This window comes from Rhizobium aouanii, from assembly GCF_037002925.1.
GTDB lineage: Bacteria > Pseudomonadota > Alphaproteobacteria > Rhizobiales > Rhizobiaceae > Rhizobium > Rhizobium aouanii.
The window spans coordinates 162383-181499 of the sequence record NZ_JBAMYD010000004.1 but is presented as its reverse complement, the minus strand read 5'-3'; the positions used below and the strand labels follow the sequence as shown (position 1 = coordinate 181499).

General features: G+C 61.7%; 16 protein-coding genes and 1 pseudogene. 10 read left to right on the top strand and 7 right to left on the bottom strand.

Annotated features, from left to right (window positions below):
* Positions 1–3: 3 nt before the first annotated feature.
* Genes cyoC through V8P77_RS08895 form a run of 3 tightly spaced genes read left to right on the top strand, consistent with a single transcriptional unit; the run spans position 4 to position 1798 of the window.
* Positions 4–624, top strand: a complete 621-nt coding sequence (gene cyoC / locus V8P77_RS08905; protein ID WP_222353426.1) for a cytochrome o ubiquinol oxidase subunit III — start codon at positions 4–6, stop codon at positions 622–624.
* Entirely contained in the window at positions 621–1022 is a 402-nt protein-coding gene (gene cyoD / locus V8P77_RS08900) for a cytochrome o ubiquinol oxidase subunit IV (protein ID WP_027665778.1), read from the top strand. The genes cyoC and cyoD overlap by 4 nt, the downstream gene beginning before the upstream one ends.
* A complete protein-coding gene (locus V8P77_RS08895) occupies positions 1019–1798 on the top strand; it encodes an SURF1 family protein (protein ID WP_335911857.1) in 780 nt (259 codons plus the stop codon). The genes cyoD and V8P77_RS08895 overlap by 4 nt, the downstream gene beginning before the upstream one ends.
* A gap of 16 nt (positions 1799–1814) precedes the next feature.
* On the opposite strand, the gene V8P77_RS08890 is transcribed toward V8P77_RS08895, so the two are convergent.
* The 3 genes from V8P77_RS08890 to V8P77_RS08880 form a co-directional block, all read right to left on the bottom strand.
* A complete protein-coding gene (locus V8P77_RS08890; RefSeq protein WP_335911855.1) occupies positions 1815–3743 on the bottom strand; it encodes a hybrid sensor histidine kinase/response regulator in 1929 nt (642 codons plus the stop codon).
* Between the two features lie 70 nt (positions 3744–3813).
* A complete protein-coding gene (locus V8P77_RS08885; RefSeq protein ID WP_335911854.1) occupies positions 3814–5220 on the bottom strand; it encodes an FAD/NAD(P)-binding protein in 1407 nt (468 codons plus the stop codon).
* A gap of 350 nt (positions 5221–5570) precedes the next feature.
* Entirely contained in the window at positions 5571–6188 is a 618-nt protein-coding gene (locus V8P77_RS08880; protein ID WP_168344301.1) for a flavodoxin family protein, read from the bottom strand.
* A gap of 122 nt (positions 6189–6310) precedes the next feature.
* Here V8P77_RS08880 and V8P77_RS08875 point away from each other — a divergent pair, with 122 nt between their 5' ends.
* From V8P77_RS08875 to V8P77_RS08855, 5 genes are all read left to right on the top strand, one after another.
* A complete protein-coding gene (locus tag V8P77_RS08875) occupies positions 6311–8272 on the top strand; it encodes an ABC transporter ATP-binding protein (RefSeq protein ID WP_335911850.1) in 1962 nt (653 codons plus the stop codon).
* Positions 8273–8499: 227 nt separating this feature from the next.
* Entirely contained in the window at positions 8500–10398 is a 1899-nt protein-coding gene (locus V8P77_RS08870) for an ABC transporter ATP-binding protein (RefSeq protein WP_335911848.1), read from the top strand.
* 210 nt (positions 10399–10608) lie between these two features.
* The gene (locus V8P77_RS08865) at positions 10609–10905 is read left to right on the top strand and encodes a hypothetical protein (protein ID WP_335911846.1); all 297 of its coding nucleotides are present in this window, start codon (positions 10609–10611) and stop codon (positions 10903–10905) included.
* A 224-nt stretch (positions 10906–11129) separates the two neighbouring features.
* Positions 11130–12170, top strand: a complete 1041-nt coding sequence (locus tag V8P77_RS08860; RefSeq protein WP_335911844.1) for a LacI family DNA-binding transcriptional regulator — start codon at positions 11130–11132, stop codon at positions 12168–12170.
* Positions 12171–12300: 130 nt separating this feature from the next.
* Positions 12301–13338, top strand: coding sequence for a LacI family DNA-binding transcriptional regulator (locus V8P77_RS08855; protein ID WP_335911842.1), 1038 nt, complete (start codon positions 12301–12303; stop codon positions 13336–13338).
* A gap of 32 nt (positions 13339–13370) precedes the next feature.
* Here V8P77_RS08855 and V8P77_RS08850 read toward each other — a convergent pair whose 3' ends face one another.
* Positions 13371–14663, bottom strand: coding sequence for an MFS transporter (locus V8P77_RS08850; protein WP_335911841.1), 1293 nt, complete (start codon positions 14661–14663; stop codon positions 13371–13373).
* 135 nt (positions 14664–14798) lie between these two features.
* The gene (locus tag V8P77_RS08845; RefSeq protein WP_335911839.1) at positions 14799–15998 is read right to left on the bottom strand and encodes a multidrug effflux MFS transporter; all 1200 of its coding nucleotides are present in this window, start codon (positions 15996–15998) and stop codon (positions 14799–14801) included.
* Between the two features lie 254 nt (positions 15999–16252).
* On the opposite strand from V8P77_RS08845, the gene V8P77_RS08840 reads away from it, so the two are divergent.
* Positions 16253–16990 carry a TetR/AcrR family transcriptional regulator gene (locus V8P77_RS08840; RefSeq protein ID WP_335911838.1) on the top strand — a complete coding sequence of 246 codons (738 nt, stop codon included), beginning with the start codon at positions 16253–16255 and terminating at the stop codon, positions 16988–16990.
* A 28-nt stretch (positions 16991–17018) separates the two neighbouring features.
* Here V8P77_RS08840 and V8P77_RS08835 read toward each other — a convergent pair whose 3' ends face one another.
* Positions 17019–17459: a response regulator gene (locus tag V8P77_RS08835; RefSeq protein WP_105009226.1), complete on the bottom strand. Its 441-nt coding sequence runs from the start codon at positions 17457–17459 to the stop codon at positions 17019–17021.
* Between the two features lie 268 nt (positions 17460–17727).
* Here V8P77_RS08835 and V8P77_RS08830 point away from each other — a divergent pair.
* Positions 17728–18279: pseudogene (locus V8P77_RS08830) on the top strand (L,D-transpeptidase family protein).
* A gap of 23 nt (positions 18280–18302) precedes the next feature.
* Here V8P77_RS08830 and msrA read toward each other — a convergent pair.
* Positions 18303–19010: a peptide-methionine (S)-S-oxide reductase MsrA gene (msrA, locus tag V8P77_RS08825; RefSeq protein WP_335911834.1), complete on the bottom strand. Its 708-nt coding sequence runs from the start codon at positions 19008–19010 to the stop codon at positions 18303–18305.
* Positions 19011–19117 lie beyond the last annotated feature (107 nt).

The following is a 19117-nucleotide window of genomic DNA, read 5'->3' as shown; positions in this document are numbered from 1 at the left end:
ACCATGAGCGATCAGACTATCGACACGGCCGAAAAGCCTGAATTCTACCTGACGGAAGATCATCATCCTGAGAACAGCACCAATCTCGGCTTCTGGCTCTACCTGATGAGCGACTGCCTGATCTTCGCTGTGCTGTTTGCAACGCATGGCGTGCTCGGCCGCAACTATGCCGCCGGCCCCTCGCCCGCCGATCTCTTCGATCTGCCGATCGTTGCCCTCAACACCTCGATGCTGCTGTTCTCTTCGATCACCTACGGCTTCGCGATGCTGCAGATGGAACGAAACGCAAAGGCGGAAACGCTGTTCTGGCTCGGTGTGACCGGCTTGTTCGGCGCCGCCTTCATCGGGCTCGAGCTCTACGAATTCATCCACCTGATCCACGAAGGCGCCGGACCGACGCGTAGCGCCTTCCTCTCCTCCTTCTTCACCCTGGTCGGCACTCACGGCCTGCACGTCACCTTCGGCATCATCTGGCTGGTGACGCTGATGGTGCAGGTGTCCATGCACGGGCTGATCGAGGCCAACCGCCGCCGCCTGATGTGCCTTTCGATGTTCTGGCACTTCCTCGACGTCGTCTGGATCGGCGTCTTTTCCTTCGTCTATCTGCTGGGAGTTCTCGGATGAGTTCGCAAGCACCTGCCCATGAGGATGCCCACGAGGCTCATCACGGCCACAGCCACGGCCATCAGGCCGGCCATGGCACGTTCCGCAGCTACATGACGGGCTTCGTGCTTTCCGTCATCCTGACCGCCATTCCCTTCTGGCTGGTCATGTCAGGCGTCTTCGCCAGCCCGGCGCTGACGGCGGTGCTGGTGATGGGCCTCGGGGCGATCCAGATCGTCGTCCATATGGTGTTCTTCCTGCACATGAATACCAGGAGCGAGGGCGGCTGGACGATCATGGCGCTGATCTTCACCCTGATCATCGTCGCCATCGCGCTCTCCGGTTCGCTCTGGGTCATGCATCATCTCAACACCAACATGATGCCGATGAGCCCCGAGATGATGAAGAACATGCCGTGACGGTCACGAAGGGGCGCCGGCAGCGTCACCCGCAGGCTCCCTCGGAAAAATCGGAAAGACGGCGTCATCGGGTAAAACGCGCGATCTTCGCCATTTGCCTGATGCTGCTTGCCGCGGCACTCGCGGCACTCGGCACCTGGCAGGTGCAGCGTCTGACCTGGAAACGCGACCTCATTGCCCGCGTCGACCAGCGTGTGCACGCGGCGCCCGTGCCGGCGCCGGCACGCGCCGAGTGGAACAAGGTCAATGCCACCGATGACGAATATCGGCGGGTAACCGCAGTGGGGATGCTGGCGAACGACAAGGAAACGTTGGTCTATGCCTCGACCGCACTCGGTCCGGGCTATTGGGTGATGACGCCGCTGACGCTTGCCGACGGCACATCGATCCTCGTCAATCGCGGCTTCGTGCCGACCGACCGGCGCGATCCGGCCACGCGCCGCGAGGGGCAACCATCAGGCCCGGTCGCGATCACCGGGCTGATGCGGATGACGGAGCCGAAGGGATCGCTGCTGCAATCCAATGACGTCGCGGCCGACCGCTGGTATTCGCGCGACGTCGCAGCGATCACGCAAAAGCGCGGCGTCAGTGCGGCCGCGCCCTATTTCATCGATGCCGATGCCACTGCCAATCCTGAAGGCCTGCCTGTCAGCGGCCTGACCGTCATCGCGTTCCCCAACAACCATCTCCTCTACGCAATCACCTGGTACGGGCTGGCGGCGATGGTGCTGGCATTGCTGGTCTTCGTTCTCCGCGGCGAGAGGGCTGCTGCATAGTGCAGCACTGATCCCCTTATGACGCGACCCGGCTGATCGCCTCGGCGAGCTGCGCCTGCGAGAACGGCTTGCCGAGACGGGGCAGATTGGCGATGCCGGCGCCTTCGGGGATCTCGGCGTAACCGGTTGCGAGGATGATCGGTATGTCGGGCCATTCGCTGCGGATCGCCTGGGCGAGTTGCGCGCCCGTCATGCGCGGCATGGCATGGTCGCAGATCACCAGGTCGACCTGCTGCTTGCGCAGGATGTCGAGCGCCTCTGGACCCGCCATCGCCTCGAACACGGTATGGCCGAGATCCTCCAGCATCAGTGTCGTATTCATCAGGACCAGACCATCGTCATCGACAGCGACGATGCGCAGCCGGCGCGCCGCATTGTCCTCCTGTTGTTGCCGTTCGGCAGCGGCCCCGGTCGTCTGTTCGACACTTGCGACCGGGAACCACAATTCGGCCGTCGTGCCTTCGCCGAGGCTGCTCTTCATCATCAGGCGGCCGCCGGACTGGGATGCAAGGCCCTGCACCATGGAAAGGCCGAGACCGGTGCCCTTGCCGACACCCTTGGTGGTGAAGAACGGCGTGACTGCCTGCTCCAGCGTCTTGGCATCCATGCCCTCGCCTTCGTCGATCACCGCGATGCGGACATAGCGGCCGGGCGACAGCGGACCCTTTCCTGATAGCAGCGACTCTTCGGATGCGCGAAGCATGATCCGGCCGCCGGATGGCATGGCGTCGCGGGCGTTGACGACGAGGTTCAGGATTGCCATCTCCAGCTGGTTCGGATCGGTCAGGATCGTCGGCAGCCTGACGGGGAAAGAGGTCTCGATCACGGTGAGAGGGCCGAGCGAACGGCTCAGCATATCCATCATGCCGCGGACAAGGCCGGAGACGTCGATCGGCTCCATATGCAGTTCCTGCCGGCGGGAAAAGGCCAGCATGCGCTGCGTCAAGGCGGCGCCACGCTGGGCGCCCTGCATGGCATTGTCGACCAGCGATGTCAGCGAGAGATCCTGCGGCATGCGTTTCTTCAGTATTTCGAGACTGCCGAGCACAGCCATCAAAAGATTGTTGAAATCATGAGCGATACCGCCGGTCAATTGACCGATCGCCTCCATTTTCTGCGACTGGAAGAGCTCTTCGCGAGCCTGCTCCAAGGCCCGCTGGGTCTCCATCTTCTCGGTGATATCGCGGGTGATCTTCGCAAAACCAAGCACATCGCCTTCGTCGTCGCGGATGGCGTCGATGACGATGCTGGCCCAGAAACGGGTGCCGTCTTTGCGGACGCGCCAGCCTTCCCTCTCGAACCGGCCCTCGGTGCGCGCGACGCCGAGGGCGATCTCCGGCAGGCCAGCTTCGCGGTCCTCTGGGGTATAGAAGGTCGAGAAATGCCGGCCGATGATTTCCTGCGGCCGATAGCCCTTGATACGCTCTGCGCCGAAATTCCAGCTGCTGACATTGCCTTCGGGATCGAGCATGTAGATCGCATAATCCGAAACCCCCTGGACGAGCCGGCGGAACTGCTCCTCGCTCTGGCGGATCGCGTTTTCGGCGGCCCTGCGTTCGGTCAGGTCGCGGGTGATCTTGGCATAGCCGATGAGATCGCCGGATGGATGACGGATCGGATCGATGATCACATGGGCCCAGAAGCGGCTGCCATCCTTGCGCCGGCGCCAGCCTTCCCCTTCGAACCGGCCGTGCTCGACCGCCGTGGCAAGCGCGCGCTCCGGAATTCCTGCGGCACGGTCCTCTTCCAGATAGAAACGCGAAAAATGCTCGCCGAGAATTTCGGAAGGCTTGTAACCCTTGAAGCGCTGAGCACCGGTATTCCAGCTGGTAACGATGCCTTCGGGGCTCAGCATGTAGATGGCGTAGTCGGTGATGGCATCGACCAGAAGGCGAAAGCGTCCCTCTTCGTCAAGAGACGTATCATGTCGATTCAGCACTTCCATCGGCCCCTCTGAGTCACCAGCGCTTTATAACGCCGCGACAGGCAGATGGTTCCGAAGCGGCCTCAAATTTTCAGACGGCCTTGACCTGCGGGTAGAACCTCTCGCCGACACGCTCAGCAGCGGCATAGGCCTGCGAGACGATCTCCGGCACGAGATCGATATCGGGCAGGCTGCCGAGGCCGAGCGGGCCAACGGCAAAGAGCCCGGCGACCGTCGAACCGTCCTCGAGGAAGGGCTCGCCGCGTGCATTGACCGCCAGGCCAAGCGAGAGCTCGTCCGGCATGGCAAGCCCGGCGGAAAGCAGGCTCTGCATCAGCGGCGCTGAAAGATCAGGCGCCTGACAGCGGCAATCGATGATGCGCTCGGCATGGATGACCTCCTCGGCAGCGGAACCGGCCGGCGTGAAGAACAGGCCGCTCAAGCCCCGGCGGCCGGCCCGGCCACGGCGCAGCACCGTTCGGCCCTCGGCGAGCTCGCGTTTCAGGCGCAGGTGCATGGCCTCCGGCAGGCGGTTGCGATGGCTGTCGTAGATTGCTCTGAGGTGGCGGTTGAACTGATGTTTGTCGCGGGCCGGCAGCGAGCGCCAGAGCGAGCGGGCATGTTTTCTGAGGCCGTTCATCACCGATTGCCAGCTTCGCCCTGATTCTTCCGCCTCGCGGCAGGCTTCACGGATAAAGCGCACGATCTCCGGCAGGCTCTGCGGCAGCGTCTCGGCCGGGAACACCGGATCGGCGGAATTCGGCGTATGACTCTGGGGCAGGAAACCGCGCCTTGAAATGATCGTCACCTGGCCCGTGTAACCGGAATCGCGCAGCTGCAGCAGCTGATCGACGACGCGGATGCCGCTGCCGAGCAGCACCGCATGCGGCCGCGCGACGAGCCGCTGGGCCCTGATCGGCGAAGCGTCCTCACCGCCGGCATCCGGCGCCGTCAGGCCGTAGCCGGTGGCGAGGATCACGGTATCGAACAGCGGATTGGCGGGATTGGCGCTTTCGAGCAGGAAACGGTTGCCGTGGCTCCTGCGGATCGCCACAACAGGATCGTTGCAGACCTGGACGGTGATATCCCTGCGGGCGGCGAGTGCTTCCGAAAAGCGCTGGTATACATAATCGCTGAAGATTTCCTTCGGCACGAAGATCTGCCGGAATCCGGGAATGGCGGCCGGTACGGCGGCGCGGAAGGCGGCGTTGCCACAGAGCCAATCGTTGAAATCGTCGTTGTCGCCGACCGAGACCGAGAGATCGCGGACGCGGGTGTTGAGGATCGTCGAGGAGTGGGCCGAGGCCAGCGCCTGCCCGCCGCTGACGGACGAATTCGGGTCGAACAGTTGCAGGTGGAAGGGCGCGCGCACCGTCTTCATCAGCGCGATGGCCGTCATCATGCCGGAAAAGCCGCGCCCGACGATGGCAATGCGCGGCACGGCTGATATCTGCGCCGCGGCATTGGCTCTCGCGGAAAAAAGTCCCTGAACCGTCATCGCAACTCCTTTGCGGCTTCATCCGCACCGTGGGTCGATCGAGGTTTCAACGCATAAAACAGCGGTTCACGCGTTGATGAGGGTCATGCGGCCATTCAAAACACCTGCCGCGGCATCGGGTCCGAACCAGCGGTCCCGCAAGAGAACTAAGGGAGCAATCACGCTCATCCATAGTCTATCAAACTGGTAGTGTATGAAAGCGCTAAATGGCGCAGGTGGCAAGAGGTTTGTTGCCACGTCTTTTCAAGTTATTGAAATATAATACAATTTAGAAGTGTTCAATGGAAGTGTGGCCGGCTTTTGCATCCCGAACTGCGAATTGATCTCAAAATGTCAGGTCGGCAGCGACCTCAACTGCCCTCGCCCGGATATTGTTTTGCCTTCAGCAGGCGGGCCACATGCACCGTGTTGCGCGCCAGCATGTCGACGGCTTTGGTCACAACCTTCGGCACCTTGTCGAGATCGACGAAATTGGTGGAACCCATTGCCTCGCCGACCCAATAGGCGACCGCATTGGCCGGAATGGTGAAGCCGACGTCGTTCAGCGCCTGGAAAAGCTCGGCCGACACATGGTGGGCGCCGTCCTCATTGCCGACGACGGCAACGGCAGCGACCCTGCCATAGGAGACCATGCGGCCCTCATCGTCGGTCTCCTCGAGGAAGGCGTCCATGCGCTCCAGCGCCCGCTTGCAGACACTGGATGGCTGGCCGAGCCAGATCGGCGTCGCCATCAGCAGGATATCGGCGTCCAGCACCTTGGCGCGAATATCGGGCCAGTCATCGCCGGCGCCTTCGTCGGAGGTGACGCCGGGCTTGACGTTGAAATCGGCCAGGCGGAGCACCTCAGTCACCACCCCGTGTGCGGACATCGCCTTGTCGATGAGATCGATCATCCGGTCGGTCGAGGACGCGTCCTTGGCGTCGCTGGTCTTCAGCGTGGCGTTGAGGGCGAGGGCTTTGAGCGGCATGGGTCACTCCGGTAGCGGTCGGCAGTTGGCGTTCGCCTGCTGCAACCCCGTTCGCGCGCAGATTGTTCCCGCCCGGATACGAGGGACCTCACGTAAAAATAACCAACTGGTGAATTCTTTACTTGAACCCTCAAATGGAATCGGCAAAAGTGAAGGTGCTATCAATCCCTTCATGGATTTGCCGTCTTTTCGGGCCAGCGTCCGACCACACATCTATTGGAAAAAATACCGTGAGCAGCGATGCGTTAATACGCGCGACGAAGCCTTCGGCTTCGATGGCGCTTGCAACTGCGGCAGGCTGGGGCCGAGGTCTCTTCACCTTGGTGCGTATCACCATGATGGCCTTGCGCCACCCCTGGCAATCCGGCTTTGCGATCGGTGCCACGCTTGTTGCCTCCACCTTCCAGCTGATGATCCCCCGCCTTCTCGGCCAGGCCGTCGACCACACGCAGATGGCGATGAGCGGCGGTGCGGCGGGCCAGGCGGCACAGGACGCGCTTCTGACCACGGCGCTGCTGCTGCTCGGCGCCAGCGTGCTGCGCGGCCTCTTCACCATGGTGCAGAACTATTACAGCGAAGCCGTCGGCCATCACATCGGCTACGAGTTGCGGCTGGCCTGCTACGAAAAGATCCAGCGGCTCTCTTTCAGCTTTCATGACACCGTGCATTCCGGCGACCTGATCACCGTCGGCCTGCTCGATCTCGAAGGCGTGCGCATGTATTTTTCCACTGCACTCGTCCGGATGATCCTGCTGTCGATCCTGATCGGCATCGGCGCCTATATGCTGCTATCGACCGATATCGTGCTCGGTCTCCTGGCGCTGAGTTTCGTGCCCTTCGTCGGCTGGCGCTCGTCGGTGACGCAGCTCAGGCTTCGCGCCACCTGGCTCGACCTGCAGGAGCGGCTTTCGGTGCTGACCCGCATCATGGAGGAAAATCTCGGCGGCATCCGCGTCGTGCGCGCCTTTGCCGCCCACGCACACGAGATCTCGAAATTCGAGGCGGCGTCGAAGAGCGCGCTCGCGCTCGCCCATCAGCGCGTCGGCATCCGCGTTACCAACACCAGCGCTATGACCTTCTCCTTCTTCGCGGCGATGGGCCTGGTGCTCTGGGTCGGCGGCGGCAAGGTGATGTCGGGCGAAATCACCGTCGGCACGCTGGCCTCGTTCCTGACCTTCATGACCATCCTGCAGATGCCGGTGCGCCAGCTCGGCCTGATGGTCAATGCCTTTGCCCGCGCCTCCACCTGCGGCTCACGCCTCTTCGCCCTTCTCGACCTCGACATCGCGATCAAGGATGCGCCGGATGCGAGAGAGCTGAACCTCACGGAAGGCGTGCTACGCTTCGAAAATGTCAGCTTCGCCTATCCGGGTTCGGAAAAGCGCATCGTGCTCGACGATGTCTCCTTCGAAGCCAGGCGCGGCCAGACGATCGGCATCGTCGGGCCTCCGGGCAGTGGCAAGTCGACGATCGCCCATCTCATTCCCCGCTTTTACGACGTCAGCGGCGGCAGGATCACCATCGACGGCCAGGACATCCGCAAGGCGACGCTGCAATCACTGCGCCGGGCGGTTGCCGTCGTGCAGCAGGATTCCTTCCTGTTCACGACGACGATCGAGAACAACATCGCCTATGGCGACCCATGGGCGAAGGAAGGCCGCATCGAACGCGCCAGTGAAAGCGCCCAGTTGCACAATTACGTGCTCGGCCTTCCCATAGGTTACGGCACCGTCGTCGGCGAGCGCGGCGTTTCGCTGTCCGGCGGCCAGCGGCAGCGTCTTTCGATCGCCCGCGCGCTGATGCTGAAACCGGCGGTGATGGTGTTCGACGATTCGACGGCGGCAATCGATGCGGCCACCGAACAGCGCATCCGCGGCGCCATGCGCCGCTATGCCGCCGACCGCGTGACGATCATCGTCGCCCACCGGCTGAGTTCGCTGATGCATGCCGACCAGATCCTGTTCGTCGAAGACGGCCGGATCGTCGAGCGCGGAACGCATGAGGCGCTGCTTTCGCTCGGCGGGCGCTACAAGGCGCTCTACGACCTGCAAGTGCGGCCGGGCGACGAGGTCTTGAGTGCTTAGCGACCTACTCCCTCTTCTCCCCAGCGGGAGAAGTGCCGAGCAAAGCGAGGCGATGAGGGGGCGAGGAGCGGCAGCGACGAGTGCCCCGACCGGAAGCGATGGGCAAATAAGGGTGTGCCGTGTGGCCCCCTCATCCGCCCTTCGGGCACCTTCTCCCCGCTGGGGAGAAGAGAGGACAAGTACTGAATGTGCAGGCCACCGGACGTGATGGCCGCGGGAGGAATGGCATGGCCGAGGAACTGGAAACCGAGCGTCCCGACGTTCGCGAGGATGGACGCCGCCCGCCGCGGGCGGTGGTCGGCTCGCATCGCGTCGAGGAGGAGATGTTCGGCAAGGCTTTCGACGGCAATATCGTCAAGCGCATCTGGGTTTTCGTTCACCCCTATCGCCGCCAGGTCCTGTGGTCGGTCGTCGCGGTTTTGACTTTCACGATGATGCAGCTCACCATCCCGCTGATCATCCGCTATGCCATCGACCACGGCATGTCGCCGGGCGGCAACCATTCGGCCCTGGTGTGGTCGATCGTCGCCTTTACCATCGCCATATCAATCAACTATGCGGCAAGCTACGCGCAGGAGACGTTGGTCGGCGGCGTGGCAGAAGACGTGCTCTTCGATATCCGCAAGGCGATGTTTTCGCATCTCCAGCGCGTCTCGCTGTCCTTCATGGACAAGACCGAAGTAGGCCGGCTGATGTCGCGCTTGCAGGGCGACGTCAACTCGATGCAGGAATTCCTCGAAACCTCGGTGCTGTCAGTCGGCGACATCGTGCTGCTCTTCGGCATCGTCTTCGTGATGCTCTACCTCGATTTCAAATTGGGGCTGCTGACGCTCTCGGTGCTGCCGGTGCTGTTCATCGTCCGGCTGTTCTGGCTGCCGCTGGCGCGCAAATCCTTCATGGCCGCGCACGAGACCAATTCGGTCGCGAATGGTGCGCTTGCAGAAGCGATCCACGGCGTGCGTGCCGTCCAGAGCATGGACAGGCAGGGCGTCAACTTCACGCTTTACGACGACAAGGCGCATGCCAACCTCAAGACGCATCTGACGGCGGCGCGCTACGCGCAGGTGATGGTGCCGATCGTCGACAGCCTGACCGGCGTGGCGATGGCGCTCGTCATCGTCGTCGGCGGCGCCCGCGTTCTCAATCAGGCGCTCGATGTCGGCGTGCTCGTCGCCTTCCTGTTCTACATCCAGCGCTTCTTCGACCCGATCCGGTCGCTGACCCTGCAATATTCGGTGATGCAGCGCGCCATGGCGTCGGGCCAGCGGCTGACCGAAGTGCTCGATGTGCCTGTCGACATCAAGGACGCGCCCGATGCCAAAGCCTTGTCGCGCGACATGGACGGATCGGTGGAATTCAAGGACGTCGTCTTCGGCTACAATCCGAAACATCCGGTGCTGAAGCACGTCAGCTTCAAGGTCAATCCCGGCGAGACGGTGGCGCTGGTCGGGCCGACGGGGTCCGGCAAATCGAGCTGCATGTCGCTGATCCATCGCTTCTACGACGTGCAGCAGGGCCAGGTGCTGGTCGGCGGCGACGATGTGCGTGATCTGACGCAGGATTCGCTCGGAGCGCAGATCGCCATGGTGCTGCAGGAACCCTTCCTCTTTACCGGCACCGTCTTCGAAAACATCCGCTACCACAAGCTGGAGGCGACGCGCGAACAGGTGATCGAGGCGGCAAAGGCCGTCGGCGCGCATGACTTCGTGATGCGCCTGCCCGATGGTTACGACAGCGTTCTCGGCGAGCGCGGCGGCAACCTTTCGCTCGGCCAGCGCCAACTTTTGAGCTTTGCCCGCGCATTGGTGGCGGACGCGAAGATCCTCGTGCTCGACGAAGCGACGGCCAATATCGACAGCTATACCGAGATGCTGATCCAGAAGGCGCTGGTGAAGCTGCTCGAAAACCGCACCGGCCTCGTCATCGCCCATCGGCTTGCGACCATCCGCGAGGCGGACCGCATCATCGTGCTGCAGAACGGCGAAATCATCGAAAGCGGTAATCACCACCAGCTGATGAAGAACGGCAAGCTCTATTCCAAGCTCTACAATCTGAACTACTCCTCCTTCGACGACATTCCCGAAGACGTGCTGGAAGAGACGACGGCTGCGGACTCGGCGACCTAGCCCATCGTGCTTTCCGAAAATTGATTCCGATTTTCGGAAAGCACGATGCGAGGATTGAAAGTGTTAGAGCGACCTGTGTGCGTCCGTGAGGACGCACGGTGCTCTAGTCTCAAGACATGCATTAATGCCTGTCGCAAAGTTTGAACGAACAAACGCCTTGCTGCCGCATTTATTTCCTATCGGGGGACGAGTGCCACTGAGGAGAATGTTATGAAGAGAGTTATTAGCAGCCTGTTGATCGCAACGGCCCTTGTTGGATCGGTCCTTCAGCCCGCTGCCGCGCGTGATCGCCATTACCATGATGACACCGGCCGGGCCATCGCCGGCGGCGTTGCCGCAGGCGTCGTCGGCGGTCTGATCGGTGGCGCGATCGCCAATAGCGGCCCTCGCTACGTCGTTGGTCCGCGTTATGTCGAACCCGCGCCGAGATGCTGGTATGAGGACCGCGATGTCCGCAACCGCTATGACGGCGGCTATCATATCGAAACCGTGCGGGTCTGCGAGTAGACCTGACCTTCCTATGGCGGCGCGTGATCTGATCATTCGTCGCCGCCGTTGATTTTCGCCCATCAACCGAGGCTGCAATCGGCAGCCTCGGTTTTTCTTTGTGACACCCTTGTCCCGCCTCGGGCCAATGCAGTTAGTTCGCAGTTACTCCCCATAGCAAAAAATTCCGGCGGCATCGGCCGCCTGTCATCCGGCTGTTAGAGACGAGCAATAGCTGAAAGCCGATGAATGATGGTCCAGTGAACGGCGGCAAGACGCCAAAGAAAGAACGCATGCGCTTCGTCAGCGCCGAGCAGGTGGCGCAATTGGCGGGCGTTTCGCGCTCCGCCGTCTCGCGTACCTTCACGCCGGGCACCAGCGTGGCGCCTGCAACGCGCGAAAAGGTGCTGCAGGCGGCGCAAGAGCTCGGCTACCATGTCAACGACCTGGCGCGCGGCGTGCTTGCCAATCAGAGCCGCCTGGTCGGCATCGTCGCGACCCGGCCGGAAGTGGGTTTTCGCGCGCATCTGGCCGCAGCGCTTGCCAAATGCCTGATCAAACGCGGCAGCATCCCGATTCTCATCAATACCGGCCAGACGGAAGACGAGCTGCTTGCCGCCCAGAAGATGCTGATTGGTCACCGTGCCGAGGCGATCATCATCCTGTCCGGCTCGCCGCCGGCGAGTTTCTTCGAGCTCGCACAGCGAAATGGCCAGCCGCTCGTGGTGATCGGCCGTTCGGAACCCGACGCCGACCATGTGCGCGCCGGCAACTCCGAGGCATCCCGCAAGGCGGCGACGGCCTTTTACGAAAGCGGCAGACGGCGGCTGGCGGTCATCGGCTCCAACACCGGAACGCCTTCCATCATCGAGCGCGAAAGCGCCTTTCTGTCGACAGCCGAATCGCTCGGTGTATCCGTCGTCGTCGGACGCGGCGGCGATTCCGACTATGACGGCGGCGTCACTGCCGCACGCGCGCTTTTCTCGCAGACAATAAAGCCCGACGCCGTCTTCTGCGCCAACGACCAGATCGCCTTCGGACTGATGGATGTCGTGCGCCTGGAAACGCGACTGCGCATTCCCGAGGATGTCGCCGTCATCGGCTTCGACGACGTGCCGGAATCCTCGTGGCTGAGCTACAGTCTCACCACCTTCCGCCAGGATCCGCTGACCATGGCGCAGCGCGCCGTCGAGCTGATGGAGCGGCGGCTTGAAAACCCGGGCTTGCCTCCGGGCTACGAACGCGTCATTCCGGAGCTCCTCATCCGCCAGAGCTTCAGGCCCTGACCCTCCCCCACGGCTTTTCGCAGGCTCCATCCTGTGGCAAGAAGGGCTGACTGTTTATTTGACGCATGTCGTTATCCCAAAACCGCTGCACACTTTTGGGCGACATGCATGGGGAGGAACATCGCCTGAGATGAAGGGAATCCGCCAGCTCGCCGAGCATCTCGACATTTCGATCGGAACGGTGTCCCGTGCACTGAATGGCAAGCCCGACGTCAACGACGAAACGCGCCGGCGCGTGCTCGCCGCCGCCGAAGAGCTCGGTTACGTCGCCAACCAATCGGGCCGCAGCCTTCGCCAGGGCATGACCAACGTCATCGGGCTGATGCTCGAGGTGAGCCGCGAGACGGTCGAAAACAGCGACGACTTCTTTCTTGGCGTCACCGACGGGCTGCAGAGCGTCTTTTCCCGCCACAAGCTCGATCTCGTCATGCTGCCCTGCCCCGATGACGAGGATCCGCATGAATATCTGAAGCGTATGGTGGCGCGCCGGCTTGTCGACGCGCTGATCATCTCGGCGACACGACGCACCGATAGGCGTATCGAGCTCCTGGAAAAAGCCAGCATTCCCTTCGTGGCGCTCGGCCGCAGCGCGTCGGGCGGCAGCCACACCTGGATGGACCTCGATTTCGAGGGCGTGGCGGCGCGCGGCGTCGACCGCTTGGTCGCCAAAGGCCACCGACGGATCGCCGTGGCTGTCCCCTCCTCCGACATCAATCTCGGCTACCTCTTCCTCGACGCCTACCGCCAGGCGCTGCAACGGCACGGTATCCCCTTCGATCCGGCCCTCGTCATCCGTGTTAAGTCGAGCGAACAGGGTGGTTATCAGGCCGGCCACGAATTGCTGATGATCGAGCAGCGGCCGACCGCGATCATTCTGATCCACGAACTGATGGCGATCGGGCTTTACCGACGGCTTGCCGAGGCCGGCATCGTGCCCGGCCGCGATCTCGCCGTCGTCGGTTTTCGCGAGGAGCCGCGCACGCATTTCCTGCAGCCGACGCTGACCTCCTTCCGCATGTCGCTACGCGATCTCGGCGCGCAACTCGGCGAAACCCTGCTCGCCACCATGCCGGCCTATGCCGATCACTATCCGCAGGGCGCCCGCAACAGGATCTGGCCGCTGGAACTCGTTCCCGGCGAAAGCGACGCTTTCACGCTGACGCCCTGAAGCCGTCGGGTAGATACGTTTGGGCGTCTGCATCAGACCCGGCTCGGAGCCGCCGAATGCTCCCTGTGCGAGAGCTGACGCGTGACGACGAAGACCAAGAGGGCTCCGGCTGCAAGGCAGGCGGCGAGGAAGAACATCGGCGCGATCGTGCTGCCGCTTACTTCCTTGATCCAAGGCACGACGTTCTGGGCGACGAAACCACCGAGATTTCCGACCGAATTGATGGCGGCAAGGCCGGCCGCAGCCCCCGCGCCCTTGAGGAAACGGGAGGGCAGGCTCCAGAACACCGGTTGGGGCGCGAAGATCCCGGCAGCGGCGACGCAGAGGAAGGCGAATTGCAAAGTGTGGTTCGGGATCAGCGCCGAGAGCAGGAGGCAGGCGGCACCGATAAAAGCCGGAATGACGATATAGGATGTCTTCGATTGCGCCTTGTCGGCCATGGCGGGAACGGCATAGAGCGCGACCGCGACCAGCACCCAGGGAATGATGTTGAGAAAACCGTTCACCGTGTTGCTGACGCCGAAAGCCTTGACGATGGTCGGCAGCCAATAGCTGAGGCCATAGGCCGAAAGCGGAAAGGCAATATAGCAGAGCGCCATCAGCAGGACACGCGGGTCGATGAGTGCTTTGAAGCCGTTGCCGGCATTCTCGCCCATGCCGGCATTTTCGGAAGTGAGTCTTCGTTCGAGCCACTGCTTCTCCTCGCCGTTCAGGAAGCTTGCATGTTCAGGCCGGCCGGGAAGATAGAAGAAGGTGACGATGCCAGCGATCACAGCCGGAACGCCCGTCGCTAGAAAGACCCACTCCCAGCCGGCAAAGCCGTAGAGACCGTCGAGATCGAGCAGCACGCCGCCGAGCGGCGCACCGACGGCATTGGCGACGGCGCTGAAGATCATGAACAGCCCGACCATCCTGCCGCGATAGGTCGAGGGAAACCACAGCGTCAGCAGATAGAGCACGCCGGGAAAGAAGCCGGCTTCGCAGACACCGAGCAGAAAGCGCAGGATATAGAACATCGTCGCGTTCTGCGTGAAGGCGAGCGCGACGGTGACGATGCCCCAGGAGACCAGGATGCGCGCGAACCAGACACGGGCGCCGAGCCTGTCGAGGAAAAGGTTGCTCGGCACCTCGAAGAGAAAGTAGCCGATGAAGAAGAGCGATGCGCCGAGACCATAGGCATATTCGCTCATTCCGAGAGCATCGACCATCTGCAGCTTGGCGAAACTGACGTTCTGCCGATCGATATAAGCGATGAGATAAAGGATGCCGAGAAACGGCATCAGCTTCCAGGTGATTTTCGAGATCAGCCGCTTCTCGTCGACCATTAGTATTCTCCGGTATGACCATGCTTGGGGATCGGGTAAATAGCGCGGCCAGCCGATATTCAATTGTACGCGGCATTTTTTCGCAGCCGCAACCCTGATGATGCGACCGTACCCGAAGCCGGGTACGGTCTTTGATCATTCAGCGGCGGCGACGGCGGCGCGGCGGCCGATCGTTGCCTGGGTCAGTACGAAGGCCGAGAAGGCGCAGAGCGCGATGCCAGCCGCCATCGGAACGGCTGTGCCGTCGAAGAAGACGCTCGATATGACCATGGCGACGGCGGCGATCACGAAATGCAGCGTGCCCATCAGCGACGAGGCGGTGCCGGCGATCTCGCCGTGATCCTCGAGCGCGAGCACCGCGCTCGTCGGGATGACGAGGCCGAGGAAGCCGTAGCCGATGAACAGGAAAGTCGCCAGGACAGGCAGCTGGTTGAAGCCGGCGGCCATCACCACCGCCATGACGACCATGGCAAGGGCAAAAGCGCTGACCGCAATCCGCATGACGCGCACGAGGCCGAAACGCTGGCCGAGCCAACCCGTCGCCTGCGATACCGCGAAGAAGGACACGGCATTGATCGAGAAGGCGAAACTGTATTGCGTCGGCGTCAGCCCGTAATGCTGGATCAGCACGAAGGGGGAGTTGGCGAGATAGACCAGGAAGCTCGAAATGCCGAGGCCGCCGATGAAGGTCAGCGTCAGGAAGTTGCGGTCGGTTAGCAGCAGGCGGTAGGCCGCCATGGCGCTCTTCAGACCGCTGCCGCTGCGTTCGGCCGGTGAACGGGTTTCGTCAAGCTGGGTGGCGAGCAGGACGAGGCCGATGAAGGCTGCGATCGTCACGGCCCAGAATACGCCGCGCCAGCCGTAGAACTCGATGACGGCGCTGCCCGTCAGCGGCGCCAGGATCGGCGAGATCGAAAAGACCAACATCAGCAGCGACATCAGGCGGGCGGCCTGCACGCCGGTGTGCATGTCGCGGACGATGGCGCGCGGAATGACCATGCCGGCGGCACCGCCGATACCCTGAACGAAACGGAAGGCGATCAGCGTTTCGATATCGGTCGCCAGCGCGCAGCCGATTGAGGCGACGGAAAAAAGGCCGATGCCCAGATAGAGCGGCAGCTTGCGGCCCCACATATCCGACAGCGGACCATAGACCAACTGGGCGAGCGCAAATGAGATGAAGAAGGCGAGAAGGGTGAGCTGGGTGACGTTGTTATCGGCATGCAGGTCCTGTCCAATGGACGGCAGCGCAGGCAGATACATGTCGATGGCAAAGGGCCCGATGGCCGACAGAAGGCCGAGAATGAGGGCAATGCGAAAGAAGGGAGCCGTCATAATGGTGATCTTTCATAAAAGCGCAGCGGAAATATCGTATCGTCGCTCCGCGGCATTGCGTCCTCTCGGACGCACAAAGGACGCTCTAACTTTAAATCTACGCATCGTGCTTTCCGAAAATCGGTTCCGATTCTCCGGCCGATGCGCGGGTTCAATGATGATCGTTCGCGCGAAGACGAAGTTGGGAGCTCATATCTCAGCGGCGGAACCAGGAGTGTCAACAAATTTGGACACAGATGTAAAATTAGACGCCATTGTCTAAAACGTCAAGACGTCTTATCTTCGCTGTCATGAAAGATCGCATGACACCGGCAGTCCAGATGACGGGGCATACGCAGCGCGGACAATGCGCCAAGCGCATGTCGATCCTCGATGCCGCGGCTGACGTATTCTGCCGCCAGGGTTTTGCCGGCGCCAGCATCGACGAGATCGCCGCCGTCGCCTGTGTCTCCCGCCAGACGATCTATAATCACTACCGCGAGAAGGAAACGCTGTTCGTCGCCGTCGTCGAAGACGTCATGAACCGCGCCAACGCCATGCTCTTCTCCGTGCTGTCGACCTTCCCGGACCGGGCCGACAATCTGGAGGACGAGCTGACGGCCTTCGCCGTGCGCCTCAACAAGAACTGCATCTGCAACCACGACGGAAAATTCCTGCGCAAGTTGGTGCAGACCGAAGGCGAGCGATATCCGCACCTCTTCGAAAGCTGGCGCCAACAGGGGCCGGGCAAGCTGACCACCGCACTGTCAGCTCTTTTCGGGCGGCTTGCTCATAAGGGAGCGCTCGCCATCGACGATTTCGACGTCGCCGCGAGGCAGTTCGTGGCGCTCGGCAATGCCGATCTGCAGATGAAGATCCTTCTCGGCGGCACGCCCACCGATGAAGAACTGGAAAAGGCGGCGCGCAACGCTGTCCGTACCTTCCTCAAGGCCTATGGCAGGCCGGCGGAAAAGGCCGGCCATCCGCCGCAGCTCGCAGCCATATCCGGCTGATCAGACGCTTCCGGTCAGGCCCATCCGATCAGGCAAAGACCGTCATTTGTGAGGGTACGACCGCGAACATGCCGACACGGCGCGCGGCAAGATATTTCACCAGCTGTTCGACAACCGAAGGCATGACCGGCTTCTGGACCACGCCGACCGCGCCCTTGACGCCATCGGCAACCATCTCGGGATTGCCGGTCATGAAGACGACCGCAATGCCATGCTCCTGCGCCAACCGTCGGCCGATCTCAGGCCCGGTCGGCCCGTCGGCGAGATTGACGTCGACGAAAGCAATATCGGCAAGCGGCGCCAGCCGCAACGCCTGTTCGCGATCATTCGCAAGGCCCGCGACCTGCATGCCCATGCCTTCCACCGTCGCCTCGAGATCCAGGGCGATCAGGAATTCATCTTCGACGATCAATACTCTCTGTTTCATGAGATCATCTCGTTGCCAGCGCCGCACGACATTGGTGGCCATGATACGTCCCCTTGGTTACGCCTGTACTTCTAAGGAGGGATCCGCTCCGGCAGCCTATCCCACGCGAAACTCAAGGTGGTAACGGTCAACTCAACAATATGTTCCGGGATGGAACGCCGATTTCTATATTTAAGATATTGTTAACGTTGATAAATTCCTAAATTGACGAATTTGAAGCAAAAAAGAGGCGCCGGACGTGGTCGATCTCAAGTGTGCGCCTTCTGGATGAGGGGGCGATCGGGCAGTATAACCCTTCCGTTAGCTAAAGATGAGAATCATATTGAGAAACAAATTTATCGTATTAGCCGCCGTGATCATCAGCGTGTTCGTTTACACGAAATTGATGGCCAAGGTCGGCTCAGGCTCCCCGCCTCCAGATGCGCCGTTGGAGCAACGGGCTGACCTCATTCGTGTTTATAAAGCCGAACGTCGCATGGTCCTTCTGAGAGGCGATGCTCCCATCTCTACATATCGGATTTCTCTTGGGACGGCTGCCGATGAGGGTCCCAAGCAACGGGAAGGCGACGAGAAAACACCTGAAGGGCGTTATGAAATAGACTGGCGAAATCCACAGTCCATGGCGCATCTGAGCCTGCACATCTCATATCCAAGCCCCGATGATCGGCGCAACGCTGAAGCCGGTGGCTTTCCTCCCGGCGGCAATATCATGATCCACGGGCTGCCCAACGGTTGGGGCCTAGTCGGAAACGCCCATCAACTGTGGGATTGGACGGACGGGTGAATCGCAGTCACCAACTCGGAAATGCGCGATATTTGGGCCCGCGTCCCCAACCATACACCCATAGAAATTGTGCCCTGATCTATCGCTCTAAGCTGTCGGCATCATAAGCTCTTGGTCTTCATCACCAGGACCGGTTTGTCGCGGTAGTCGGCGGGAAATAGCGACTTCAGGTTCTCAATTTTCGGCAGGTCGTTGTAGACGATATAGGGATAGGTCGGATTGAGCGTAAGGAAATCCTGGTGATAGGCTTCGGCCGGATAGAAGCCTGTGGTTTCAGACACTTTGGTGACGATCGGCCGCGGGAAGACACGCGCCTTGTCGAGCTGGCTGATATAGCTCTCGGCGACCTTGCGCTGCTCTGGATCGACAACGAACAGCGCCGACCGGTACTGCGTTCCCCGGTCCGGACCCTGAAAATTCAGCTGCGTCGGGTTGTGCGCCACCGAGAAGAAGATCTGCAGCAACTTGCCGTAGGTGACCTGTTTCGGATCGAATTTCACCTGGACTGCTTCGGCATGGCCCGTCGAGCCGGTGCTGACGGTTTCGTATTGCGCCGTTTTGGCGTCGCCGCCGGCATAACCGGAGACGGCGCTCTCGACACCCTTCACGTGCTGGAAGACGCCCTGGACACCCCAGAAACAGCCGCCGGCGAAAATGGCCGTCTCGGTGCCCGGGCCGGCCGCCTCGTCGACGGCTGGCGGCGGGATGACGACAGCATCCTCGGCCGCGCCCGCGGCACCCGTACCGAGCGAGAGAAGAGCGGCTGCAAGGAGCGCGGCAAGGCTCCTGCGGTGGGAAGACGGAGACATGGCGCTACCTCCTGCGACGGCTCAAATCCTTGCTCATCCTGGCAAAAGTCGCAAATCACAAGGCGGTCACTCACGCCGATGTGACAGCCAGACGAAAGCGCCTGTGT